Raw genomic sequence first — 23,953 nt, forward strand, 5'->3', positions numbered from 1 at the left:
GCCGACGTTAGACCCGCGGTTGCCGCCCTGCAAGCGCACTCAGGCCAAATCCGGGTGAGCACAAGACGAGGTTCGGCCGCTCTCGTCAACGACCAGCAGCCGGGGCGAGTCCGGGTGCCGTCAGCCTCTGTCGGTTCGGCTGAGCATGCCGGTCACGCTGACCTTCGGGTCCAGATGGCGGGTGGTGCGGGGGAGAGGAACCTCGGTGAGCTTGCCGTCGTAAATCATCCACAGGCCGAAGCAGTCGTCCTCCTCGTCATGGACCAGGACCTGGACGGAGTGCGGGTCGGGCCAGGGCAGGGCCTCCAAATGCGCCAGCAGGCCCCGCCAGTTGTGGCGGATGAACTGGATGACCCACATGTAGCACTCCCATGAGCCGGTGCCCGTGCCGGCGAAGACGGAGTCGTCGACGCGCGTGAAGCACTGATGCCACTCCCGGTCGGGGTCAGGACGAGTCAGCGGCTCCATGACTTCCTCGGCGTCGCGCGCCAGAACCATGACCTCTGCGAATCTGCTCATGCCTACAGTCTGCGGCTCACCCTGGACTCGATGGAGGAGGTAGGGAGAAGCCGGCCGAGGTGTCCAAGCAGACCGTCTCGCAGGTGCTGAACGACAACCCGGCCGTCCGTCCGGAGACCCGAGAGGCGGTGACATGCTTCTGCGGGCTCCATCTGGTCGACCTGCACCTACGTGAGAACGCAGCTGTCGGCGTACACGTGAACACGCATAGCCGCGTACGGATGAACGTGCAGAGTTCTTGATGTGCTGAGAGACGGTCCCCGGCACCCTGCTGCCTGTTGTCCAAGGTTGCAGAGAGGAGTGGGCCATGGTCTTGGACCCGCAGCGCTGGCTGGAACTCCGGCGTTTTCGTGGCCTGGTGGAGTCCGGGGCGATGAGCCTGTCGGAGGTCGCCAAGGAGACCGGGCTGAAGGCGGACGGTCAGCAAGTACCTGTCTGCTGACTCGTCTGCGCCGCCGCGCCGGACGGCGAGTGGCCAGCCGCGCAGCGGGTGGTTGACGAGGTCGCTCCGCTGATCGACGCGATGCTCCGGGCCGGGATCCTGATGAAGGCCGCGGTGATTCACGCGCGGCTGGCCACGAAGTACGGATTCACCGAAAACTACCAGCGGGTCAAGCTCTACGTGCAGGAGGCCCGCCCAAGGATCGCGGAGGAACTGGACATCACCCCACGAGAGTTGACGGGGATGCACCGCAGGTTCGACGTGATCCCGGGTGCTCAGGCTCAGGTGGACTGGGGTGATGAGGGCAAGGTCCTCGCCCATCTGGGCATCCCGAAGGTCCACTCCTTCCACGTGGTGCTGTCGTACTCGCGTGAACACCTTGCTCGGCCTGCTCCTCACACTGCTGAGCCTCGGAGCAGCCACCACAGCGGCCCACGCCGCCCCACCCAGCTACCTCGACCTCGAAGCCGCCTACACCACCGTCGCCAACGGCTGGGACCGCGTCGACCGCTACCTCGACACCACCAGCGGCTTCCATGCCGAGCAGTACCCCGAGTACCTCGCAGCACGCGCCGAGGACCAGAAGGAGCCACCCGCGACCGGCGAGCCGGTGAAGAAAAGACGATTCGTGCAGTGGCGGGGCAGTCGATAGAGTGCCAGGTCACGACCGCACCCGGTTCGACACGGGCTGGTCAGGGCTCTGCCGCAGTTCGTGGCACCTCCACAGCTGCCATGTCGGCACCTGCCTGCCCGGGTCTTGGGACACGGGGCGATCTTCACGGCCGGGCAGTCGGGCCCCGGCCGACGGGTCAGGAGGAACGAGTGGCACAGATCATCGCCGAGGTCTCACGGACGTTCAACGAGTTTCTGCTCTTGCCGAACCGGACTCGGACCGACTGCTCGGCTGCGACGGTTGACTTGCGCACGCCCCTGGTGCGGCACATCGCGGGCGAGGCGTCGGCGGTCGAGCTGCAGTCCCCGTTCACGTCCGCGATCATGCAGGCTGTCAGCACACCCGATCTCGCGATCGCGCTCGCGCGCAACGGTGGTCTGAGCTTCCTGCACCACAACCAGTCGATCCAGGACCAGGCCGCAGCCGTCCGCCAGGTGAAGAACTTCAAGGCCGGGTTCGTCACCAGCGACACCAACGTCCGCCCGGAAGACAGCCTGAGTCACCTGCTCGCCGTCATGCAACGCACCGGTCACAGCACCGCCGCGGTCACCCACGACGGCACCGCCGCCGGCCGCCTGCTCGGCTTGGTGACCTCCCGCGACTTCCACCCCCAGCGCCACGACCTCGACGGACCGGTGAGCGGTCGGATGACCGCCATCGCCGAACTTCCCCACGCCGGGCCCGACACCACGCTCTCCGAGGCCAACGCGCGGCTGTGGGACCAGCGGCTGGACTGCCTCCCGGTGCTGGACGCCGAGGGTCATCTCCAGTATCTGGTGTTCCGGTCCGACTACACGGACAACAAGCGCTTCCCGAACCAGGCCGTGGATACTTCCAAGCGCCTGCGCGTGGGCGCGGGCATCAACACCCACGACTACCAAGAGCGCGTCCCCGCCCTGCTGGAGGCGGGCGCGGACGCCCTGTGCTTCGACTCCTCCGACGGCTACAGCGACTGGCAGGCGCAAGCCCTGACCTGGGTGAAGAAGCACTACCCGGAGATCCCGACCGGCGGCGGCAACGTGGTCGACGGTGAAGCTTTCACCTTCCTCGCCGAGGCCGGAGCGGACTTCGTCAAGGTCGGCGTGGGCGGCGGCTCCATCTGCATCACCCGCGACCAGAAGGGCATCGGACGCGGCCAGGCCAGCGCGGTGCTGGACGTCGCCGCGGCCCGGGACGCCTTCCGTGATCGCACCGGCGAGTACGTGCCGATCTGCTCCGACGGCGGACTGGTGCACGACTACCACGTGGCCCTGGCACTGGCGATGGGCGCCGACTTCGTCATGATGGGACGCTACTTCGCCCGCTTCGACCAGGCCGCCGGCGCGAAACTCGCCACCCGGGACGGCTTCGTGAAGGAGTACTGGGGCGAAGGCTCGAACCGGGCCCGCAACTGGCAGCGCTATGGCCAGGGTGGCCAGGGGCTGATCTTCGAGGAAGGCGTCGACGGCTACGTCCCCTACGCCGGCGACCTCGACGAAGGGCTCGCCCTGACCATCGCCAAACTCAAGACCACGATGGTGTCCTGCGGCTCCGCCACTCTTCCGGAATTCCAGTCCACAGCCCGGCTGACCCTGGTCTCCGACCAGAGCTTCCAGGAGAGCCACGCCAACGTCACCCTGCGGGACACCCCGGCGACCGTCGCCTGAGAGGCTGCCAAGAGCCACGGACTACTGGCCGGAGGGGGGAATAGTGCACAGTCGGAATAACCCCCTCCCGCCAGTAATCCAGGCGATCGGCCGCGGCAGCGTGGTCGAGCACTACAACTCGCCCGCCATCGCCTCCACCCTGCAAAGGACCATCCCGGCCTGCCCCGGCAGGAGGGCGGCTCGCTGCTGATGTCCGAGCTGGCCACCCAGCAGCTTCGTTTTGGCCGCTACTGTCACGGTCGCGTCGCCGGGGCGGTGACCCGTTCGAAGAACAGCCGGGTCTTCTACGCCTCGTTGGATGCTGTCGGGCAGGTTGAGGCATACGTGGCCTCCGAGCTGGCGTGGGCCGTCCAGCGGGCCCAGGCTGCGGGCCGCTACGAGCGTCTTCCGGTGATGTGGCTGGTCACGAGGGTGACCAGCGGGCTGAAACCGAAGGTTGGGTGGGTTGACCTCAACGGTGTCGTCGGTGAGCGGGAGCTGAGCCGGCTGGGCTGGCGTGAGCGTCAGTGGCTGTTCGTCGAGAAGCCGGAGGGGCCGGAACCGGCGTGGTTGTGGCTGACCGAGCAGGGCCTGCCGATGGCGCCCGAGGGGTGGAACGGCGTGTTCAGAGCGGCGCACCTGCGTTGCGAGAACGTCCTGCTCACGCCGGAGGAGCGGAAGATCGGGCGGGGTTTCCGCCTGGCAGAGGTCCGGGGCAAGAGTCCGTACGCGACCCCGCATTCGACCCGGCACTCGGCGGCGCTCTATCTGCTGATTGTGCTGAACCAGCTGATGGAGACGCGCTTCGGGCTGACGAAGGCGGACCGGCGGGACTTCGCCTTGTTGTTCGGCGATCCGTGGTGGCTGGTGAAGACCATCCTCGGGCACGCGGACGTGGAGGTGACGAAGCGGCATTACCTCGCGCCGGTCGCCCATCTTCAGTTGGAGTCGATCCTGGCCTCTGCCAACTCGGCCAATGACCAGGACACCGGGGTCGAAGATCTGGACGGCTTCTTCGCCCGGCTCGCCCGGGAGACCACCGGGATCCAGGATATTGACACGCTTCTCGGGGAGGTCCGGTGAGCGGGCACGGGCGCAAAGCCGTCCTGCCGCCCGCCCGTCACCGCGCCGCACCGCGGATGGCCCCGGACGGCCTCGTGGTGACGGTCCTCAACAAGGCCGGCTACGCGAGGGAGTACGACTTCGCGGAGCTGCCGGTGGCCGGGCCGATGCAGCGCTCGCTCGCAGCCTCTTTCGCCGTCCAGTCCCGGAACTGGACCAGTCACCGCTCAGCCCGGGCCGGCTGGAACAGAGTCCTTCTCTTCACGGATTTCCTCTCCCAGTTGCAGAACCCTCCGCAGGACCTGGACGGTCTGACCGTGCTCATGCTCCAGAACTGGCGGGACCGGCACATCGCCACGAACACCGGCAAGAACACGTTGAGCGTGGTCCGGCGGTTGCTGGCGAACGACCCGAGGCTGGCTGCTGGGCCCGTGGCGGAGGAACTGGCCCGGCGGGTCCCCGACCCGGCGCCGAGCAAGCAGTCCTACGAGGAGGCTGAGCGGGATCGGGTGCTCCTGGCCGCGCAGCGGCAGTTCCGGGCCGCGTGGATGCGGATACGGGAAAATACGGCTCGGCTGGAGGCATGGCGGGCGGGTGACCTGGTCGAGGGCAGCCGCGACTGGCGGATCGGCCAGGTCCTCGATCACCTCGCGCAGAGTGGCGACGTCCCTCGCAGGCTGCTGCCAGGCGAGCAGTCCATCGTGATCAATCGCAGGTTGCTGGGTGGAAGCAGCACTGAGAACACGTGGGGCAGGCTGTTTCTCCCGCGCCGGGAGCTCATCTCTCTGGCCGTTCTGCTCAGCAGCAACTTCGCCTGGAACATGTCCGTCTATGACCGGATGCCCACACCGTCCACGGCGCCCTCGGCCGGGGAGACAGCGTCGGTGACCTACCAGGTTCAGGTCGAGAAGCGCAGATCGGGCGAGGGCCGTTGGTTCTCCACGGAGAACATCACTGACTCCGGGGCCGACTCCCCCGGGCGGCTGGTCACCCAGGCACTCGAGGCCACCGCTTGGGGGCGAGCACTGGTCAGCCGCCTGGCACCGGGGACGGACCTGCTGATGACCGCGCGCACAGCTGTTCTCGGGCGTGAACCCCTGGATCTGGACCGGCCTCGCCGGGTGGGTCCGCTGGTCTTCGGCGTCTCCGACGATGATGCGAAGTGGTGGGCACACAGTCACGGGCTGGCTGGCTCTCCGTTCCAGCGGATCCGGCGGACGACGGTGACCCGCGAGGGCCGGCCGCTGCAGCACACCCAGGGCACCCACGAAAGCGTCTACGTGCTGCCCGATCAGCAAGTTCAGCGCGCTTCTCGGGAGGTGTTCGAGGCTGGCGCCCATGAGGCGCTGGATCAGGCCCGGGACGGCGTCGTGATCTATGACAACCCCGACGCGTTCCGGATCTGCGCGTTCAAGCACGACAACGCCCTCTGCGAACCCAAGCCGGGCGCCACGGCCCCAAGGCAGTACGCCTGCCAGTCCGGCTGCGGCAACACGGTCCGCACCGACGCTCACGCCCACCAGCTACGGCAACGAGTCAAGGAGATCGAGCAGTTGGCCACCCACTCACCCGACAGGATCGCCAAGCGCCTCCGAGCCAACGCCGCCAAACTCCGCGCTACCGCGACGCCCACGACGCCACCGCCCAGACTGCCGAGGCCCTCGCATGAACCGACAGCGCGACGAAGAACGCGCCCGCAACCGCAAGGCCATGGACCGGCTCCTGAGCGGACAGGCCACCGCCTCCAACGGCAGCCTCACCATCGTCGCCCTCGCCGCCGAGGCTGACGTCCACCGCATGGCCCCCATGAAGCGGCACGCCGATCTGAAGAACGAGTTCTACGAGCGCGTCCGCAACGAAACCCGACAGGTCCCGGAACCCGAGAAACGGCTCCGGGAGACCGTCGCCAAGCTCAAGAAGACCATTGCCAACCCGACGGCCGAAATCGAGGAACTTCGCCAGCAGGTAACCAGGCTCACCCTCGCCAGCGCTGTTCTCACTCATGAGAGTGACAGGCAGGCAGAGCGCGCACCTGTCTCCGACAACGTCGTCCCGTTCCGCCGATCGACAACCTGAAGAATCTGGCGTTGCAGAGCCCGCTCCGATCTCAACCGGCACAGGGCCCTGCCTCAGCTGGCGACGTTCCTTATCAGCTCGTCGTTGAGCCCGTTCGTCGCTCATAGCGTGAACGTGCGAGGTGATGGGCATTGCGGAGCAGCTCGCGGACTGCCGCATCGGTCCGCTGGCCCGGATTCACCACCGCGAGCCAGCCGACGGAGCCGTAGACGGGGTGTGCAATCACAGCATCGGTGACGCTGGGGTCGTCGTCGATGGCTGGTTCGCGCGGCGCGTGGCCGGTCCAGTTGAGAAACGATTCCTTCCCAGCGGCCATATTGATGCGGAACGTATCCGGGCGGTCCAGGCGAGACCTCTCGTCGCCCGGCTGGTTGTTCGTCACGATCGTTGCGAACGGTTGAGTCACTTTCGGCATGACGCCCTCAGGAGAGTAGAAGAAGAACGTATCCCCCCAACTGATCTCTGGTGAGCCGTCGTCGGGTCCCGGCCTGATGGCCAGGGCTCCATCCAGGTCCTCTACGAAGTCGATGATCTCTTCTATGGTCATGTGCTCAAGCGTTTCATTAAGGTGCTTGTGGAGACTTTGAGCCGGAAGACAGAGGAGCTTGGGGTGTCAACTCTCAAGTCGTCGGCCATGCGCACAGTCGATGTCGCGCGACGTGCCAGGTACTCCGTTCAACAGGTGCGCAATCTCGAACGCGACGGTGTCCTGCCGCCAGCGACGCGCTCAGCTGCGGGCTACCGGATCTACGGGGAAATTCACCTACAGTCCGCCCTGGCCTACCGAACCCTCGCAGTCGGCACGGGTCCGGTTGAGGCCAAGCGGATCGTTCGTGCCGTGCATGAGTGCCCGGCCTCGGAAGTACTTGCACTCCTCGACGCGGCGCACGCCCAACTCGACCGGGAGCGTACGGACCTCAAACTCGCCAAGGAGGCTGCCGCGGCGATCTCTGCCGAGCTGGTCGAAGACGTACGCCCATCGGATTCAATGAGCGTCTCCGAACTTGCCGCCGCGCTCGGAGTGCGCCCATCGACATTGCGGCACTGGGACGCCGAGGGGCTTGCTGTTCCTGACCGGGTCTCCCCGCGAGGAACGCGACGATACTCACCGGCCCAAACTCGGGACGCCCGGATTGTGCACCAGCTACGCAGCGCCGGGTACCGCGTCGACCAGCTCCGGGCCTTGATGCCGGGCTTGCGGCGCGGGCACCGGTCGGAAGACATCGGAGCCGCGCTGGCGGCCCGAGATGTGAGCATCGCGGCTCGCTCCCGTGCCCTCCTCGACGCCACCGTCGCACTCAGTACAGTCCTTGCCGCCACCCAGACGTGAGCTCCGTCAACAACGTTCCGCTCTGCAACAGCTAGTTCAGAGAATGAACTGAACAGAAGAACTTGACAGACATCCCATGAGCTGGCGTGTCAAACAGCGAGTGCGTGGGCCCGGCGGGACCAGGCGGTTGGCTCGTCACGCGGCTGCCGGTCGCTCAGACCGAACGGATGCCCTAGCCTCGGCAGGTGACGCTCTACAGGCGCGACTACATGTACCGCCGGAAGGCCAGATACCGTTTCAGCCAGCCCGCGCCGCCGTCGGCAGGGCGTTCCTCGTCGGGCATCGTGGCGTCGCACAGCCCGGCGGTGGCACCGGACTTCTCCAGGATCTCCAGCCATAGTGCGGGCAGTTCGCGGTCGGTGCTCTGCAGCATGACGTTCAGCAGGGTGCCGCGTACCGCGGGGTCCCGCCGGGACTCGAAACCCCGCCGGTAAGTGCACGGTTGTCACCGGACCGGATTCCGGATCGCTGTGCCGGAATTCCTTATCGGCCATCTGCGGCTGCTCCATGGGTGATGTGCCTGGCAGTTCGGTGAGTGAATCGGGAGATGGGCACCCAGGCCGACGGACGAGCTCGCCAGCGGGCCTCAGCGCCCCTCGGGAGCCGCGTCGGCGCGGAAGACGGGCAGGCCCTCGCGCAGCCGTGCGAAGAGCAGGCTGGCGTCGAACATCTCCTCGTCCTCGTCCTCGTCCTCGTCGGCGGCGAAGACCTCGTCCACCAGGAACGCGCGCAGCTGCTCCTGCACGCCGTCCCCGTATCCCTGCTGGTAGTCGTCCAGGTCGAAGTAGAGGTCCGCCTCCACGGTCGCGATCGTCTCGTGGTCGTCCTCGATGACCAGACGGGCGCGCATGGTGCCCGCGTGAAGCGTGCTGTCGTTGTAGTCGCCGTAGACGACGTCGGCCTCGATGTCGCCCATGACCAGCATCTCGCCGCTGGTGAGGACCCCCCGAGCCTTCACCGTGCCGCCGATCGCCACCACCGAGTAGGGGGCGCAGTCCGCCACCACACCTTCGACCGTCACCGATCCGGTTACCACGAAGGGCGCGCCCACGCCCAGGTCGCCCTTGACCACCAGGTCGCCGTGGTGGAAGAACGGGGTGTCCACTTGCTGGTCGCCGATCAGGGTGCGGCTCGTTCCGGTGTCGCCGAGAGTCTTGGCGCACATCTCTGGGACGTACCCGAGCAGCTCGGGGTCGAGGGTGACACGCAGCTGGGCGACGAACTCCTGGTAGCTGTCGAGGTCCCACTCCACAAGGTCGGCAAGCCAGCCGCTGTCGTCGGCCTCGAACGTGGCGGCCCGTTCGGCCCGCATCACCTCAACGGTCTGCCGGATCGCGGCCATATCGATGGGCAGCGGGGTGTCGCCGTTCTTGTTGTGTGCCATGACGTTCGCCTTGTCTGTGATCAGGGAACGGATCGGTGTGGCCCGCCCGTCGGGGTCACCCGCACCAGCAGGGGTGCGAGCAGCAAAGACGCGAACCGCAGGCTACTGGCCCCGCTGCGAGCCGAGGCCGTCCGGGGGGGTGCGGCGGCGGCAGGCAGGTGGCCGGGAGCGCTCTCGGCGGCTCTGGAGGGAGCTTCACACGCGCCGTCCCGCGCGGGCATCCGTAGAAACCCTCAATGCGGTACTGAAGCCGGGCTGTGCAGGTCCACCGGCAATTAGCGTCATCGGCGTGACCGGAACGCCAGAACCCCAGTACCTCTCCAGGGAAAGCACGCACATGACCATCAGGCCGTTTGCGTTGGTAGTACGCCTTCGTTGCCGGGCAGCTCTTCAGGCTCGACAGCGAGGAGAGGTAGAAGGCGCTGAGCAGGCCGCGGTGGAACCGGCGTGGTCGGCGCAGGTTGCCGCTGAAGCGGCCGGAGTCGCGTGGGGCCGGTGCCAGGCCGGCGTAGCCGGCGAGCCGGTCGGCGATGACGAAGGCGGCCTTGGCGTCTGTCTTGCCCTCGCCCCGGTAGGAGGCCGAGGCACGGTGCATGGTCAGGCCGGTGATGTAGACCATCGGCTGGTCGTGACCGAGCAGCAGCCCGATCAGCAGGGCGGCACCACCGTGGTTGAGATCGACAGCCCACAGCACGTCGCTGTCGAGAGCCAGGACATCCCCGATCAGTTCCAGCAGGGGCCGGTTCGTCGTTCAGGACCCGGCGGGACGGGAGCCGACGGCGTTACGGGCACCGTGGTGACCTCGTCCCCGCCGCGGGCGCTTCCCGGTCATGCCTCTTCGTGAGACCTTTCACGCGGCAGGGCCCGGATCCGCTGTGGATCCGGGCCCTTCTTCAGCAGTAGCGGGGACAGGATTTGAACCTGCGACCTCTGGGTTATGAGCCCAGCGAGCTACCGAGCTGCTCCACCCCGCGTCGGTGATCCCCACCGTACGCCATCACAGAGCGCACTCGGGACCACCTCCTGCCGAGGGGCTTCTATGCGGCGAAGCCGACGCTGGTGCAGTACTCGTAGGCCCCCCACTGACTGCCCAGGTCCGGGAGCACATCGGTGGTCCACGCGTCGTCGAGGCCCTGGTGGTCGCCGGCCGCCCAGGCCCCGACGATCCTGTCCCAGCGGCGTACGTTCACCGTCCGGTACTCCACCACCCGCTGCAGCGGTCTGGCCACCTGCGACTGGTTGAGAGGGTGAATCTCCACCCGCGTACCGCGTCCGTCACGGTTGAGGCGGGCCAGGAGATGGCGGGCCACGTTGTGGCGGCGCACTGCCCGGTACGCGGCGTCGATGCGTTCCAGGCTGGCCTTCGACGGCCGGCGCTTGCCCTCCAGCCACGCCTTGAGCGTGCGGTCGGTCACCGTCAGGCCGGCTTCCCTGGCCGCGGTACGGCTGTGGTCCGTCTTCGTCAGGTAGTGCAGGCGTGCCATCAGACCGCGCTTCGCAGTGACCGGGGTGGCGATGCCACCCGCGAGTTCATCGAGCTTGCGCGCAACGGCGTCACTGCCCTTGATACCGCGGGCACCGAACTTCCCGAAGTCGAGGTTCCTCTCCGGCATCTACTGCCCCTCCCCGGTGGTGTCGTCGGTGTCGCTGCCGACGGTGTAGGTGTCCTTCGTCTTGACCTCGGTGACACCGCGGCCTTCGGGGAAGACACGATGCCAGTCGCCGATGACATGGAGCTCGTCGGTACCCATCGCACGCACGACCGTGAGGCCCGCATCGTGGGCTTTGAGGGCCTTCATCCAGAGGTTGGAGAACGCCTGGGAGCGGATGATGTGCATCCAGTCCGGGCGGTAGAGCTCCCGGTTGTAGTTCGACTCCCCCATCGTGGAGACGAATTTCGAGTACATCGCCTTCACGTACTCGAGCGTCACCGTATCGCCCTGTTCGATCGCCAGGTCGCGGGCGTCCTTGAGGGCGACGCGGAACTTCTCCAGGAGGTTCTCGGTGGCTCCGGAGGTGTACGACTCATGGATCTGAGGCGGCTCGCACAGCCCATGCTTCGGGCCGGACAGGCGCAGCAGGAGGCGCAGGGTCGGCTCGGTCACCCATAGCGGGCCGGGCTCGTCCCGGTTGCCGATCGGGTTGGGCAGCACCGCCTCGTGTTCCCACTCCGGCGGGGTGATCAGATGGACTCCAGCGCGGCGGCGGTCGTGGGTGAAGCCGGTGGAATGCTCCAGCTGCCCGAGTGGCAAATGCGTCTTCAACGCGGACAGATAGGCGCCGTTGATGTCCAGCGCGGTCACCTCATGCCGGCCGGGCGGGAGCTCGTGGCGGGTCCATTTCGGGCGGGCCTCCCAGATCTGGTCCGCGCCGCGGGAGGTCTGCTTCTTGAGGATGTCGGGGATCCAGGGGTGGGCGATCACGTCGTAGCGGGCGCCCTTGCGGGTCTCGTCCAGCAGCCTCATCGCGTCCGGGATCGCCCGCTTCAACAACGCCGCCGATGCTGCCTCGATATCGCCCTGGTGCTCCGCGAGCGCGGCCTGAACCGCCTGACCGATCAGATCGACCGGTCCGGACGGCTCCTGGAACGCACGCCGTGCCGGGCCTGCGGGACGCTCGGAGGGGCGCGTCGTACGCGGTGCGCGCGACGGCTTCGAGGCGGGCGTCGGCTGCGCAGTCGCAGCAACGGGCGCAGCCGCCGGAGCCTGGGTCCGGGCCGTGGCGGTGGGCCGGCAGCCGGCCGGGTCCAGGTGCTGGGCGAACCCTGCTACCTGGTGCACGGCCGGAGATCCGCACAGCACACACGGCTCCGGCACGGTCAGAACCTCCACCTCATCGGCGCCCTGGCCGGGCTCCGGCGAAGGATCGTCGGCCGCTGCAGCGGTCTCTGGCGTCACGGGCTGCTCCACAGCCGGCGCCGCCTCGGTCTCGGCCTTGTTCTCGGTCTCGGTGGCGGTCGCCGTCTCGGTCTCGGTCTCCGTCTCGGTGGCGAGCTTGGCGGCCAGACCGTCCAGCAGATACGCGTACTTGTTGCGGATCTCGCCCGCCGGGTCCCGGCCGCTCTCCCACCCGCTGACCGTGGACGGGCTCACCCCGAGTGCGCGGGCCACCTGCGCCTTGGACAGCCGGGCCCGCTCCCGCAGCTCGCGGCGCGCCTCAGCTGCCGGGAGTTCGGCTTCCGGGCCGACGGCGGCGAGCAGCGAGTCGATCGCATCGAAGTCGCTCACCAAGACCGCCCCCTTCAGATGTAGGTGACAGGGTTGCGGGACAGATGCGGGCTGGGGGTTGGTCTGCCGACACGCGAGTCGCCGCGCAGGAGATCGCCCTCGAGGGCGTAGCGGTCACCGTGCTTGGAAATCCCGATGATCTTCGCGACCGCGAGCACAGTGCCCGCGGTATTGATGATCTGCACCTCGTTCTGGGAAAGGGCCCGGTCGGCGTTGAACTTCCAGATCCCGCGACCGGCCTCCCATGCCTCGTCCTCGCTCATGCCGGGGCGCCACCCGATGACGGTCCGCTTCAGGCGGTCGTCCGCGTCCGCGGCACGCTCGGCACCGATCTGGATCTGAAGCACCCATCCACCCCTCGAAGAAAGACTCTCTAACTTGTTGCCAAGTTACCACAGACCGGATAACTTAGCAACAAGTTAGAGAGTATTCAACTCGCCTGGCACCAGCACGACTTACTGATCGTTTCAGAATGAGATCGGTGTGTTGGCTTGGTAGTTGGGTGTAGTGTCGGCAGGATCTGCCGGGTGTCTGCTGATCTTGTGCCTGATGGCCCGTGGGAACGCACAGCCCCGCTGCTGCCTCCTCGTCCGCCTCTCGGCGGCATCGGTATCCCGGGCGGTTGCCGGTGGATGACCAGGCCGCTCTGCGGGGCATTGTTTACGTGCTGTGCAAGAGCGTGAGCTGGCGGGACGTACCCACAGAACAGGTCGGGTGCAGTGGGTTACGGCCTGACGGCGTCTGCGGACTGGACCGAGGCCGGAGTCCGGCCCCGAAGAGGTGCCACCCGGGGTGGCCATGGTGCAGGAAGGTGGGTCCGCAGGTCGGCGGGGGTGGCGGGTCGTACTTTCGGCCACCCCAAGCCCGGCCGGATGGCCGGTCCACTGGAAGAGCCCGGCTCCCATCGTGGAGAGCAGACGGGGGACGCAGCACAGAAGGGGGCTTGTCCCGACGCCCGGGGCGGTCACAGGACCGCCGGACCACCATCCCCCGCCCGACGATCCCTGGAGCATGCCCAATGCGTATCCGGCCCATCACCGGCCTGCGCCTCCCCTCCTCCATGCGCTCCGTCGGTCGTGCCCGCCGTGTCCTGACCGCGCTGATCCCCGACGGCGACGTAGCCGACAACGGGCAGCTGCTCCTCCCACACTCGGCGAGCTCACCAAGGACGGCAAGGTCCTGATCTGCAGCCGGCAACTGGCTGAACAGGGCAAGCCCACTGCCGACCTGGGCGTGGTGACCAATGCCTTCGCCGCAAAGCACTCCGAGATCGTCACCGCGTGGCTGAAGGCGGAGGACCAGGCCGTCGCACTGGCCCGGAAGACACCGGACAAGGCGGCGGCATCCATCGGCGCGGAAGTCGGCCTGCCCCCGGCCGAGGCCGAACGGCAGCTCGCCCAACTGGTGCTGCTGAGCGCGAAGGAGCAGACCGGGCCTGTGTACCTGGGAAAGCCGGGCGCGCCCGGCAAGTTCGCCTCGAACCTTCACGACGCAGCCGTGTTCCTCACGAGCCAGAAGGCCGTCGATGCGGTCCCGGACGAGGCCGTGTTCGGCCGGGCCCTTGCGGTGAAGGAGCTGTCCCGTGCCGCAGGCTGACTCTCCCGTGGCAACCGCGGCAGCCGCCGGTGTCCTCGGCGTCGAACTGCGGATTGCAGAAGGGGAGTTCGTGGCTATCGTCGGCCCATCGGGGTGCGGTAGGACGACACTGCTGCGTGTGGTCGCGGGCTTCGAACAGGCTGCGAAGGGCAGCGCCCTGGTCAGAGGCGCCGCACCGGAACCAGGCAGCCGCGCAGGGGGGTTCCAGCAGCCCCGCCTCTTCCCCTGGCGGACGGTGGCCGGGAATCTCGCGCTCGCCCTGGCCCGGCACGGTGTCCCGCGCCCCGCACGAGCCGCACGGATCGAGGAACTCCTGGAGCGGGTCGGCCTGCCCTGCATGTCCGGCCGCCGCACGAGGGAACTGTCCGGCGGCCAACAGCAGCGCGTGGCCATCGCCCGCGCGCTTGCGGCGGAGGCCGAAATGTTACTCATGGACGAACCGTTCGCCACCTTGGACGCGCTGACGCGGAACGCCTGCAGGAGGAGGTCCGGACCCTTGCCACGTGGCTCGGCACCACGGTGCTGTTCGTGACCCATTCTGCGGAGGAGGCCGTCCTCCTCGGCTCTCGGGTGCTGGTGATGGCCGCAGGTCCAGGCAGGGTCGTCGCCGAGTTCCCCGTCGGTCTGGAGCGAGGCCCGAAGGCCGACGTGGCCGCCCTCCGCTCGTCACCGGAATTCGCCCGGCTGCGCGGCAGGCTCACAGAGACGATGCGGATGGGCGCCGGCGTCACGTCACCGCGCCCGCTCACCGTGTCCACCTGACCGACGCCCGCCGTCCGTGTCCTGCGGTGCCCCCGGGACGCACGCGGCGCCGAGACGGCCAATGGCGTCGTCGCCGCTCCCCACACCGAACTCGACTCGGCATGACGCGACTCGCGAAGTCGCACCGCCAGGGCTCTGCCCCGCCGGAGGAGTCCGGTGGGGCAGAGCAGGTGTGTCCGGTGCGGACGCGTCAGATACCGACGGGCGCCGAGGGTTCGGTGCCCGCCTGCGCGCACACCGAGGCGGCCACCTGGGAGGCGTAGGACAGCATGGACTCGGCCTGCCGCACCGTCAGGTCATATGTGAAGGAACCGTCGGCGGCGAGCCAGGTCAGCATGCCCGCCATGAAGGCGTCACCTGCGCCGATCGTGTTGACCACCGCAACCGGTGCGGCCGCGACGCACACCGGCGGTGCGGCGGGAGTGTAGGCCGTACTGCCCCGGGCCCCACGCGTCAGGACCACCAGCCGCCCCTCGGCGGCGAGCCTCCGGCAGGTCTCGTCCGGCGGAGCGTCCGGCCAGAGCCGCAGCATGTCCTCGTCGCTGGCCTTGACGATATGCGCCAGGGTGCACAGCTCGCGCAGCGCTGCCACGCCGCAGCCGGCATCCAGCGTGCGGTCCTCGCGCACATTGGGGTCCACCACGAGGAGGGAGTGTTCGGCGGCCGCCAGCGCGGTCGCCCGCACGGCCCCGGCCGCCGGTTCGACCACGCTCGCCAGACCTCCCACATACACCGCGCCGAAGCGGGTGGCTTGCGCCGCACGGTCCCGCAGCTGGAACGTCGCCGTTTCCTGGAGGTGGAAGTGGTAGTCGGTCCCCTCGGTACCGGGATCGGCTACGGCCAGTGCCGTGGGGCGGTCGGAGCGTGCGCAGAGGGCGAGGTCGACACCGGCTTCCAGCAGCCGCCGCTCGATGGTCCGTGCGAAACCGTCGCCGCCCAGACCGCCGGCGAACGCGGTCGGCGTTCCGAGCCGGGCCAGTCCGGCCGCGACATTGGCGGGCGCGCCGCCGGGCTGGGCGAGCCGGATGCCCGGCTCACCGGGCGACGGTACGAGGTCGATGAGTGCCTCGCCGAGGACGAGGACGGCGTCGGGACCTCCTGTCACGGCTCCACCACGATCTTGCGCCCCAGGCCCGCCTTGAACCGGTCGATGGCCTGCGGGTACTGCTCCAGCGGCAGCCGGTCGCTGATGAAGACGGACGGGTCCAGCGCCCCGGTGGCGAAGAGCGCGGCGGCGCGCTCGTAGCTGTGCAGCACCGCCATGGAACCGGTGATGGTGATCTCCTGGTTGTAGATGCGGTACGGCTCGATGACCGCCGTCGTCGCGTAGTCGGCGACCCCGAACTGGAGGAACGTACCTCCCTTCGCGACCCGGCCGAGGCCGTCCTGGATGGCGCCCGCGTTGCCGGTCGCGTCGATGACGACGTCCCAGCCGTCCGGGCGGTCCAGTTCCTCCGCCCTGGCTGCCGAGCGGGAACAGCCGAGCAGACCGGCTGTGGCAAGGCGTTCCGGATTGACGTCGAGGACGTCCACCCCCGCCGCGCCGGTGCGTTTGGCAAGCTCCAGCATCATCAGGCCCATCGTTCCGGAGCCGTAGATCAGCACCTGGGCACCGAGGGTGCTGCTCAGTACGTCGTAGCCGCGGACCGCGCAGGACAGCGGCTCGATCAGCGCCGCGTCCTTCACATCGATGTGCTCGGGCAGGCGTACGCAGTTGGCGACGGGCGCCACAGCGTATTGCGCCGCGCCGCCGGGGACGGTGACGCCGATGGCGGCCCAGCGGTCGCAGAGGTTGCCGCGCCCGCTGCGGCAGTAACGGCACTCGTGACAGTGCAGGGACGGATCGACGGCGACCCGGTCGCCCACCTGCAGCTCCGTGACGTCACTGCCGATGCCCACGATCTCTCCGGCGAATTCATGTCCGGGCACGATCGGCAGGGTGGGCGCGAACTCGCCCTCCAGGATGTGCAGATCGGTGCCGCAGAGCCCGCACGAGGCAACAGCGACGACGACCTCCCGGGGTCCCGGGGTGGGATCGGGGACTGTCGTGACGGAGACCTTGCCGGGAGCTTCGACGATCGCTGCCTTCACTTCACAGCTCCAAGAGAGAGGCCCTGGACAAGCTTGTCCTGGGCGGCGTAGCCGGCGGCGAGCACCGGCAGGGACACAACGACGGACGCGGCGCACAGCTGGGCGAGGAAGAGCCCCTGGCTGGTGACGAATCCGGTGAGGAAGACGGGTGCGGTCTGGGCTACGACGCCGGTGAGGACCCGTGCGAAGAGCAACTCGTTCCAGCTGAAGATGAAGCAGATCAGTGCGGTTGCCGCGATCCCGGGGCCGGCCACCGGCGCGACCACCCGGAGGAGGACGGTCGGCAGTCGGGCGCCGTCCACCTGCGCGGCCTCGATGATCGAGACCGGCACGTCCGCGAGGAAGGACTGCATCATCCACACCGCGATCGGCAGATTCATCGAGGTGTAGAGGAGAACGAGGAGCCAGATGTTGTCCAGCATCCCGACGTTCTTGGCGAACAGGTAGACGGGCAGCAGTCCGGCGACGACCGGGAGCATCTTGGTGGACAGGAAGAAGAACATCACGTCCGTCCACTTGCGTACGCGCCGGATGGAGAGTGCGTACGCGGCGGGGAGGGCCAGGACGAGTACCAGCAGGGTGGAGAAGACCGAAGCACTGAGCGAGTTGATCAGGGGCGGCCAGGGGCTCGCGCCGCTGCCCGCGCCGAAGAACTCCCGATAGCTGCCGAGCGTCAGCGGTGCAGTGAGGGAGGGCGGATTGGTCGCCGCGTCCGCCTCGGAGTGCAGGGAGGTCAGCAGCATCCACATGGCGGGCAGACAGAAGCCGAGTCCCGCTACCCAGGCCAGCAGACCCAGCGCGGCGGAGCGTCGCGCGGCTCGTCTCGCGGCGAGGGGAACAGCGCCCGGACGGGCGGCTCGGGGCGCGGGTGCGGGGGCGGCGGGGACGGTGGGAGCGGTCATGCGCGGTTCGCCTCCTCACGGAAGAGGGACGAGACGACCCGGAGCGCGAACGTCGCGATGACCATCGTGCCGATCACAACGACTACTCCTGCGGCGGACGCCAGTCCGTATTCGTGAGCCTGGTAGAAGGTCTGGTAGATCGTGTAGGGAAGGTTGGCGGTGCCGAGCCCTCCGGAGGTGATCGTGAACACGGCGTCGAAGTTCTGCACGATGTACACGGAGCCGAGCAGGACGCCCAGTTCGAGGTACCGGCGCAGATGCGGCAGCGTCAGGTAGCGGAAGGTCTGCCACGTGCTCGCACCGTCGAGGCGCGCAGCCTCCATGATCTCGGCGGGCCGGCTCTGCAGCCCGGCCAGCAGGATGAGCATCATGAACGGCGTCCACTGCCAGACGAGGGCGGCCTCGACCGCGAGAAGCGGCATCCCCGAGATCCAGTCCGGCTGGCTCGGGGACGTATCACCGAACAGCTCGCCGACCCAGGTCAGTGCGCCGTTGAGCAGCCCGTACTCCGGGTTGTAGAGCACGTGCTTCCACAGCAGCGCGGCCGAGACGGGGACGATCAGGAAGGGGGTGATGAGCAGGGTGCGCACCATGCCCCGGCCGAAGAACGTGCGATCGAGCAGCAGGGCGAGTATCAGCCCCAGCACCACCGTGGCGACGACGACGCTCGCGGTGATCACGATCGTCGTGAGGACCGAGTCGCGCAGCGCTGCGTCGGTGAAGACGGAGGCGTAGTTGGCGAGCCCGTTGAAGCTGCGCTTGTCGGGGTTGAGGGAGTTCCAGTCGAAGAGGGAGATCACCAGAGTCGCCACGAACGGCAGTTGGGTGACCGCGATCAGGAAGACCAGGGCGGGCAGGAGCGGGGCCCGGGTCGCCCAGGCGCGCGCTCCTCCCTTGCGACGGGCCGGCTTGGCGGCCTTCGGAGGGGACAGCGGCTGGGTACTGACAACTGTGCTCATCGGTACTCCTTGGCAACCTTCTCGGCCAGCTTCTGGGAGGCGGCCAAGGCCTTGTCGACGGACTGGCGGCCGGCGATGGCTGCGCTGATCTCCTGCGCGACCTTGGTGCCGAGATCGGTGAACTCGGGGATGCCGACGAACTGGATGCCTGCCGTGGGGCGCGGCTGAGTGCCCGGATTCAACGGGTCGGCGCCGGCGATGGCCTGCTCGGTGACGTCCGCGAAGGCTCCCGCGGCTTCGCGGTAGTGGGGGTTGGCGTAGGTGGAGGCCCGCTTGCCCGCAGGCACATCGGCCCAGCCGCTCTTCTCGCCGACGAGCGTCTCGTACTCCTTGCCCGAGGCCCAGGAGATGAACTTCCACGCCTTGTCGGGCTTCTTGGAAGCATTCTGCAAGCCCCAGGCCCAGGTGTAGAGCCAGCCCGAACTCTTGGTCAGCTCCACCGGCGCGGGGACGTATCCGATCTTTCCCTTCACCGGGGAGCCTGCCGCCTCCAGCGATCCGGCGCCCGCGGTGGCGTCGTACCACATGGCGGTCTTGCCCTGCGTCATGTTGTTGAGGCACTCGGCGTACCCCGACTGGGGGGCGCCCAACTCACCGTGTTCACGGACGAGATCGACATAGAACCGGGTCGCCTTCTTGAACTCCGGGGAGGTGAGTCGTGGCTCCCAGTCCTCGGTGAACCAGCTGCCGCCCATGGTGTTGACGACGGTCGTGAGTGGGGCGATGACCTCGCCCCAGCCGGGGAGCCCGCGCAGACATATGCCTTTCATCGCACGCTCGGCGCCGTCCGCCTGTGCCGCAAGGCCGGCGACCTGCTGCCAGGTGGGTTTCGCCGGCATTTTCAGCCCTTTCGCAGCGAAAACGTCCTTGCGGTACATCAGGAAGGACGACTCGCCGTAGAACGGCTCGGCGTAGAGCTTCCCCTTGGCGGTGAGGGATTCCCGCAGGGGTTCGAGGATGTCGTTCTGGTCGAAGACGGTGTCCTGCTCCGCGTACTCGTCGAGTGCGTGCAGCCAGCCGTTCTTCGCGAAGAAGGGCACCTCGAAGTTGCTGATGGTGGCGACGTCGTACTGGCCCGCCTGGTTGGAGAAGTCCTGGCTGATCTTGTCGCGGACGTCGTTCTCCGGGAGCACGGTGAAGTTGACCTTGATGCCGGTCTCCTTGGTGAAGTGGTCCGCGGTGAGTTTCTGCAACTCGACCATCTGCGGGTTGTTCACCATGAGTACGTTCAGTGCGTCACCCCCTCCGAAGGAGGTACCGCCGGCTCCGGCACACCCGGCGAGGAGTGCCATCGCTGCCGTGCCCGCGACCGCACGCACGCGGATGCCGCGCCGTCGTTGTTGGTGGGGCATAAGTTCTCCTGATCGGTTGTAGCGGCTCGTGTTCGGTGCTCTGCGCTCGTGTGTTCGGTGCTCTGCGCTCGTGTTTTCGGCGTTCTGTGTTCGGTGTGTTCTGTGTACTTGGGCATGACGGCCGTGCCCCCTGGCCGTCCCGGCGAGGGCAGAGGGCGTACGGAGTTCCTCAGACGCGGATGACCTGCGGGCCGAGGAGGGAGTAACGCTGGGCCTCGGCCGAGGAGAGTCCGGCGTCGGTGACGACGGCCTCGAAGTCGCCGACGTCGGCGAAGCGGCAGAAGCTCACCGCGCCGAACTTCGTATGGACGCCGGTGAACACCCGGCGGCGGGCGCTGCGCATGGCCTGCGCCTTGACATCGCTGACCGCCGGGTCGGGCGTGGTCAGTCCGTACTCGCGGGAGATGCCGTTCGCACCGACATACGCCAGATCGATGACGAAGTCGGCGAGCATGCGGGTGGCCCAGTGGTCCACCGTGGCCATGGTGCCGCCACGGACACGCCCCCCGAGCAGAAGCACGGCGATCTTCTCCGCGTCCGCGAGGACAGTCGCCACCGCCAGGGACGCGGTGACCACGGTCAGGGGCCGGTCCCGCGGGAGAGCTTCGGCAATGAGCTGCGGGGTGAAGCCCTCGTCGACGAAGACCGTCTCCGCGTCACCGAGAAGATCTGCGGCCGCCGCAGCGATCCGCGACTTCTGCGGCACATGGCGGGTGGTCCGTGTTGCGAGTGTGGTCTCGAAGCCGGCGCTCTCCACGGGATACGCCCCGCCGTGCGTCCGCCGGACCAGACCGTGTTCCTCGATCGCGCGCAGATCCCGCCTGATGGTCTCCTTGGCCACCTGGAACCGGTCGGCCAGCCGGTTGACGTCGACGGCCCCGTCCCGTCGGGCCGTCTCGAGAATTCCCCGTCGGCGTTCCTCGGTGTCCACGGCACACTTCCCTGCTCGAGTTGCGATCTTGCTGCGGGCCCGCGTCCGTTCGGACCCTTGCGTAGTTTGTACAAGCAAGAGCAGTCGCTCGACCAGCTTCTTCACGGCATGCGCTGTGCCCGTTCGTGCCCGTTTCCCGGATGCCATCAGTGCTGGTCGCCCAGCCGCTGTCGGTTTCCGGGCTGCAGAACGCTGCCCGCTTGACTGAGTCAGGGCGCCCGAATCGCGCCCGCGGGCGGACACGAATGGTCATCGGCCTGGCCTCGCGAACACCGTCCCTGGGGACGGAACAAGGACGCTCACGCTCAGGAAGGGAACGGTGGAGGAACTTCCTCTGATCGGCACCATGATCCGAACGAGTGGCGCGCGGACTGCTCGCCGTCGTAAAGGAGCCTGCCGCCGGCGCCGGACTCAAGTTGCCGGCCCTCGGTTGCCGGGCGTGACGGAGCGGCCGGTCATGGAACTCCTCGCCGGATCAATCCTGCTGACCACCGATGACGCCCGCGACGCCCTGGTCGTCATGTACATCCACGGCGACGGTTTCCGAACCGGCGTAGTGTCCATGGCGCGCGTCCTGGCCCAGCAACTGGCCGGGGGCTGCTCTTGGACGGTTACCGGTACGCGGCGTCCCTCACCCGGCGGGCCCGGTGGTGGTCGGCGGGGAGTCGGCCGGGGCGAGCGTGACCGCGTCAGCGCATGGGTTCAGCGCTCACCCGCTCGCTCGGCGCACGCAGGGTGATCCCGGTCCACTACACCTCCTGGCAGCACTGCGCCGACGACCGGGAGCAGATCAGCGCCCGCTTCACCGACGACGGGCGACAGGTAGGTGAAGCCGAGCGAGATGTTCGCCCACGACCCCATGGCGATGTCTTGGGACATGGGGGTTGTTGCTGTCAGACGCGGCTGCCGGAGGCGGTGCCCCGGACGTAACGCCCGTAAGCCCTGTTCCGACGACAGCATCCGGTTCCGTGTGGACGGACTGCCGTACGTTCCGGCCGAGGCTTACCTCAGCGGTAACGCCGACAAGAACCAGGCAATCCCGAAGCTCTCACCGGGCAAGCGAGGCAGCGACGCCTCGTACAACGCGGCAGATCTGACGAATCCGGCCGTCACACTCGTAGATCGCATGCGGGCCCAGCCGTTCAATCCTGCCGTCCAGCCCCAGTTTGCGCACCCTCGCTGCACAGTTCCCCGCGGCCCTCGATTCACGCTTCAGGCGTGCCGAGCGGGCTGCGTACGCTGGGTTCCAGAGAAGGCAGGAGCCCAAAATCAGCGGCGTAGCAGACCACGCATCCGCCGTTCAGGCGGCTGATCACCACGCATGGGATGCATGTTCCATAGAGCTCAATAGACGCTTCGTCACGATATGATGCATTTTGTGATCATGCCCGGGTGGCTGCGGCGCCGTCGTCCTCCCTACGGTGGCCGGTGGAAATCTGTCCCGCTGTCACCGGTGATCCTTACCGTCCTCATTGCCGGCCTGGCGTTCTCCACGCCGAGGGAGATCGCCGTCAGCCGCCTCCTGCCCGCCGCACCCGCCCTCGCCGCCGCGATGTGGCCCGTGCTCCCCACGGTCCTGCTGGGGACGTTCTGCCTTCTGGTCATGATCGGCCTCAGCCTCGTCTACACCGACCTGGGGACGCCGTACACGGCGGCTGCGATCGTCGCGGTCACCTTGGCGGCCGCATACGCAAGCCATGTCCGACTCCAGCGGGAGGAGGCGCTCTTCCACATCCGGCTCATCGCCGACACTGCCCAGAAGGTGCTGCTGCGCCCCCTGCCGCGCCGCATCAAGGACGTCGAGATCGAGTCGTTGTATCTGGCGGCTCAAGAGCAGGCCCGGATCGGCGGCGACTTCTATGAGGCGGCCGACACACCGTACGGGGTCCGGCTGCTCATCGGCGACGTACGCGGCAAGGGCCTGTCCGCGGTGGGGGCGGCCTCGGCTGTGATCAGCTGCTTCAGGGAGGCCGCGTACGACGAGCCCGACCTGAGGGGCATCACCCACCGCCTGGACACCAGCATCACCCGCCACAGCGCCGCGTTCCCCGCCCACGACCTGCCGGAGCGCTTTGCCACCGCTCTGATCGCGGAGATCCCGCACGGCGGCGGCCACGTCAGACTTCTCAACTGCGGGCATCCCCCGCCGCTGATCGTGCACCGCGGCGAGATCCGCGTCCTGGAGCCCACCACTCCCTCGCCGCCCCTGAACCTCGCGACGCTCATCGGAGACCACTACTACGTCGACACCGTCACCTTCGCCCCAGGCGACCAACTGCTGCTCTACACCGACGGCGTGACGGAGACCCGGAACCGCACCGGCGAATTCTTCCCCCTGCCGGACTGGATGCGGCGGCAGGGCCAGGCGGCGCCCCGCGAGCTGCTCGACCGGCTTCACCGGGCCCTGCTCCACTACAGCGGCGGAAGGCTCGACGACGACATCGCGGCCCTCGCCGTGCGGTGCCCGAATACCCTGGCCCCGGAACAGCCCGCGTAGGTGGCTGGAAGCGGTGAGTGGGGCTCGCCTGCCCCGCCGATATCGGCACACCACAACGCTACGAAAGAGGGGTGCGGTGGCACTCGCGGGACTCCTCTGGGACATTGCGCCGCGAACGAGGTGCTCCGGCCTGTGGCTGATCCGGTGGGTCTGCCCAGGGCGGGATTCGCCGTCCTGGGTGTTCCAGGCGGTGCTCGGCGCGGAGGATGCTTCTTGACCTGCAGATCAAAGCGGTCTTCGCAGTTTGATTCACTTCAGGCGACACGGGTGGGAGCCCTGTCATGCGCATCAGGGTGAGGCCGTCGAAGTCTTCGGGGACGCGACGGCGGGCGCTGAGCCGGTGCGGGATGGCGTGCTGAGCAGAAGGACCGGCTCAGGCAGTGGTGCTGCTGCCGATGCCGGTCCTGGTTCGTGAGGTGGGGGCTGTGTTTGTGGCTCAGTAGGCGGAGTTGACGTTGTCGATCGATCCGTAGCGGTGGGCGGCGTAGTTGGCGGCCGCGGTGATGTTGGCGACGGGGTTGGTGA

Annotated in this window: 24 protein-coding genes, 1 tRNA gene and 3 pseudogenes; 12 read left to right on the plus strand and 16 right to left on the minus strand. The window is 68.0% G+C overall.

The window, feature by feature from the left end:
* Positions 1-120: 120 nt before the first annotated feature.
* Entirely contained in the window at positions 121-519 is a 399-nt protein-coding gene (locus ACGFU7_RS36765; protein ID WP_393701878.1) for a hypothetical protein, read from the minus strand.
* 59 nt (positions 520-578) lie between these two features.
* Here ACGFU7_RS36765 and ACGFU7_RS36770 point away from each other — a divergent pair.
* The 7 genes and pseudogenes from ACGFU7_RS36770 to ACGFU7_RS36800 all read left to right on the plus strand — a co-directional run.
* A pseudogene (locus ACGFU7_RS36770) lies at positions 579-650 on the plus strand (LacI family DNA-binding transcriptional regulator); the annotation flags it as partial.
* Between the two features lie 176 nt (positions 651-826).
* Positions 827-1,336: pseudogene (locus tag ACGFU7_RS36775) on the plus strand (IS21 family transposase); the annotation flags it as partial.
* Positions 1,332-1,613: a hypothetical protein gene (locus ACGFU7_RS36780; RefSeq protein ID WP_393701928.1), complete on the plus strand. Its 282-nt coding sequence runs from the start codon at positions 1,332-1,334 to the stop codon at positions 1,611-1,613. The pseudogene ACGFU7_RS36775 and the gene ACGFU7_RS36780, both read left to right, overlap by 5 nt.
* 170 nt (positions 1,614-1,783) lie before the next feature.
* A complete protein-coding gene (locus ACGFU7_RS36785) occupies positions 1,784-3,280 on the plus strand; it encodes an IMP dehydrogenase (protein WP_393701921.1) in 1,497 nt (498 codons plus the stop codon).
* A gap of 189 nt (positions 3,281-3,469) precedes the next feature.
* Positions 3,470-4,342, plus strand: a complete 873-nt coding sequence (locus ACGFU7_RS36790) for a hypothetical protein (RefSeq protein ID WP_393701880.1) — start codon at positions 3,470-3,472, stop codon at positions 4,340-4,342.
* Positions 4,339-6,108, plus strand: coding sequence for a hypothetical protein (locus tag ACGFU7_RS36795; protein ID WP_393701882.1), 1,770 nt, complete (start codon positions 4,339-4,341; stop codon positions 6,106-6,108). Before ACGFU7_RS36790 ends, ACGFU7_RS36795 begins: the two co-directional genes overlap by 4 nt.
* On the plus strand, positions 6,032-6,397 hold the full coding sequence (locus ACGFU7_RS36800) for a hypothetical protein (RefSeq protein ID WP_393701884.1): 366 nt from the start codon (positions 6,032-6,034) through the stop codon (positions 6,395-6,397). The genes ACGFU7_RS36795 and ACGFU7_RS36800 overlap by 77 nt, the downstream gene beginning before the upstream one ends.
* Positions 6,398-6,470: 73 nt before the next feature.
* Here the strand turns inward: ACGFU7_RS36800 and ACGFU7_RS36805 are convergent, their stop codons facing one another.
* Positions 6,471-6,944 carry a DUF6194 family protein gene (locus ACGFU7_RS36805; protein ID WP_393701886.1) on the minus strand — a complete coding sequence of 158 codons (474 nt, stop codon included), beginning with the start codon at positions 6,942-6,944 and terminating at the stop codon, positions 6,471-6,473.
* On the opposite strand from ACGFU7_RS36805, the gene ACGFU7_RS36810 reads away from it, so the two are divergent.
* Positions 6,945-7,727, plus strand: a complete 783-nt coding sequence (locus tag ACGFU7_RS36810) for a MerR family transcriptional regulator (protein ID WP_393701887.1) — start codon at positions 6,945-6,947, stop codon at positions 7,725-7,727.
* A gap of 205 nt (positions 7,728-7,932) precedes the next feature.
* On the opposite strand, the gene ACGFU7_RS36815 is transcribed toward ACGFU7_RS36810, so the two are convergent.
* From ACGFU7_RS36815 to ACGFU7_RS36845, 7 genes and pseudogenes are all read right to left on the minus strand, one after another.
* Complete coding sequence (locus tag ACGFU7_RS36815; RefSeq protein ID WP_393701889.1) at positions 7,933-8,100, minus strand: hypothetical protein; 168 nt, start codon at positions 8,098-8,100, stop codon at positions 7,933-7,935.
* A gap of 213 nt (positions 8,101-8,313) precedes the next feature.
* Positions 8,314-9,111, minus strand: coding sequence for a hypothetical protein (locus tag ACGFU7_RS36820; protein WP_393701891.1), 798 nt, complete (start codon positions 9,109-9,111; stop codon positions 8,314-8,316).
* A 340-nt stretch (positions 9,112-9,451) separates the two neighbouring features.
* A pseudogene (locus tag ACGFU7_RS36825) lies at positions 9,452-9,890 on the minus strand (transposase); the annotation flags it as partial.
* A gap of 121 nt (positions 9,891-10,011) precedes the next feature.
* Positions 10,012-10,085, minus strand: a tRNA-Met gene (locus ACGFU7_RS36830).
* A gap of 63 nt (positions 10,086-10,148) precedes the next feature.
* A complete protein-coding gene (locus ACGFU7_RS36835; protein WP_393701893.1) occupies positions 10,149-10,724 on the minus strand; it encodes a transcriptional regulator in 576 nt (191 codons plus the stop codon).
* The gene (locus tag ACGFU7_RS36840; protein WP_393701895.1) at positions 10,725-12,338 is read right to left on the minus strand and encodes a helix-turn-helix domain-containing protein; all 1,614 of its coding nucleotides are present in this window, start codon (positions 12,336-12,338) and stop codon (positions 10,725-10,727) included.
* Between the two features lie 14 nt (positions 12,339-12,352).
* Positions 12,353-12,685, minus strand: coding sequence for a hypothetical protein (locus ACGFU7_RS36845; protein WP_393701897.1), 333 nt, complete (start codon positions 12,683-12,685; stop codon positions 12,353-12,355).
* An 886-nt stretch (positions 12,686-13,571) separates the two neighbouring features.
* Here ACGFU7_RS36845 and ACGFU7_RS36850 point away from each other — a divergent pair.
* The 3 genes from ACGFU7_RS36850 to ACGFU7_RS36860 all read left to right on the plus strand — a co-directional run bounded on the left by ACGFU7_RS36850 (position 13,572) and on the right by ACGFU7_RS36860 (position 14,696).
* On the plus strand, positions 13,572-13,934 hold the full coding sequence (locus tag ACGFU7_RS36850; RefSeq protein ID WP_393701899.1) for a hypothetical protein: 363 nt from the start codon (positions 13,572-13,574) through the stop codon (positions 13,932-13,934).
* A 70-nt stretch (positions 13,935-14,004) separates the two neighbouring features.
* Positions 14,005-14,466: an ATP-binding cassette domain-containing protein gene (locus ACGFU7_RS36855; protein WP_393701923.1), complete on the plus strand. Its 462-nt coding sequence runs from the start codon at positions 14,005-14,007 to the stop codon at positions 14,464-14,466.
* Positions 14,463-14,696, plus strand: coding sequence for a hypothetical protein (locus ACGFU7_RS36860; protein WP_393701901.1), 234 nt, complete (start codon positions 14,463-14,465; stop codon positions 14,694-14,696). Before ACGFU7_RS36855 ends, ACGFU7_RS36860 begins: the two co-directional genes overlap by 4 nt.
* Positions 14,697-14,886: 190 nt before the next feature.
* Here ACGFU7_RS36860 and ACGFU7_RS36865 read toward each other — a convergent pair whose 3' ends face one another.
* From ACGFU7_RS36865 to ACGFU7_RS36895, 7 genes are all read right to left on the minus strand, one after another.
* On the minus strand, positions 14,887-15,801 hold the full coding sequence (locus ACGFU7_RS36865; protein WP_393701903.1) for a PfkB family carbohydrate kinase: 915 nt from the start codon (positions 15,799-15,801) through the stop codon (positions 14,887-14,889).
* Positions 15,798-16,787, minus strand: coding sequence for a zinc-dependent alcohol dehydrogenase family protein (locus ACGFU7_RS36870; protein ID WP_393701905.1), 990 nt, complete (start codon positions 16,785-16,787; stop codon positions 15,798-15,800). The genes ACGFU7_RS36865 and ACGFU7_RS36870 overlap by 4 nt, the downstream gene beginning before the upstream one ends.
* Entirely contained in the window at positions 16,784-17,689 is a 906-nt protein-coding gene (locus ACGFU7_RS36875) for a carbohydrate ABC transporter permease (RefSeq protein WP_393701906.1), read from the minus strand. Before ACGFU7_RS36875 ends, ACGFU7_RS36870 begins: the two co-directional genes overlap by 4 nt.
* Positions 17,686-18,648, minus strand: coding sequence for a carbohydrate ABC transporter permease (locus ACGFU7_RS36880; RefSeq protein WP_393701908.1), 963 nt, complete (start codon positions 18,646-18,648; stop codon positions 17,686-17,688). The genes ACGFU7_RS36875 and ACGFU7_RS36880 overlap by 4 nt, the downstream gene beginning before the upstream one ends.
* Positions 18,645-20,000: an ABC transporter substrate-binding protein gene (locus ACGFU7_RS36885; RefSeq protein WP_393701910.1), complete on the minus strand. Its 1,356-nt coding sequence runs from the start codon at positions 19,998-20,000 to the stop codon at positions 18,645-18,647. Before ACGFU7_RS36885 ends, ACGFU7_RS36880 begins: the two co-directional genes overlap by 4 nt.
* Positions 20,001-20,169: 169 nt before the next feature.
* The gene (locus ACGFU7_RS36890) at positions 20,170-20,931 is read right to left on the minus strand and encodes a DeoR/GlpR family DNA-binding transcription regulator (RefSeq protein ID WP_393701911.1); all 762 of its coding nucleotides are present in this window, start codon (positions 20,929-20,931) and stop codon (positions 20,170-20,172) included.
* A gap of 702 nt (positions 20,932-21,633) precedes the next feature.
* A complete protein-coding gene (locus tag ACGFU7_RS36895; protein WP_393701913.1) occupies positions 21,634-21,810 on the minus strand; it encodes a hypothetical protein in 177 nt (58 codons plus the stop codon).
* A gap of 574 nt (positions 21,811-22,384) precedes the next feature.
* On the opposite strand from ACGFU7_RS36895, the gene ACGFU7_RS36900 reads away from it, so the two are divergent.
* Positions 22,385-23,428 (plus strand): PP2C family protein-serine/threonine phosphatase, encoded by a 1,044-nt coding sequence (locus ACGFU7_RS36900; RefSeq protein ID WP_393701914.1) that lies wholly within the window; start codon positions 22,385-22,387, stop codon positions 23,426-23,428.
* Positions 23,429-23,953: the final 525 nt, after the last annotated feature.

It is taken from the genome of Streptomyces sp. NPDC048473, assembly GCF_043200155.1.
Lineage (GTDB): Bacteria > Actinomycetota > Actinomycetes > Streptomycetales > Streptomycetaceae > Streptomyces.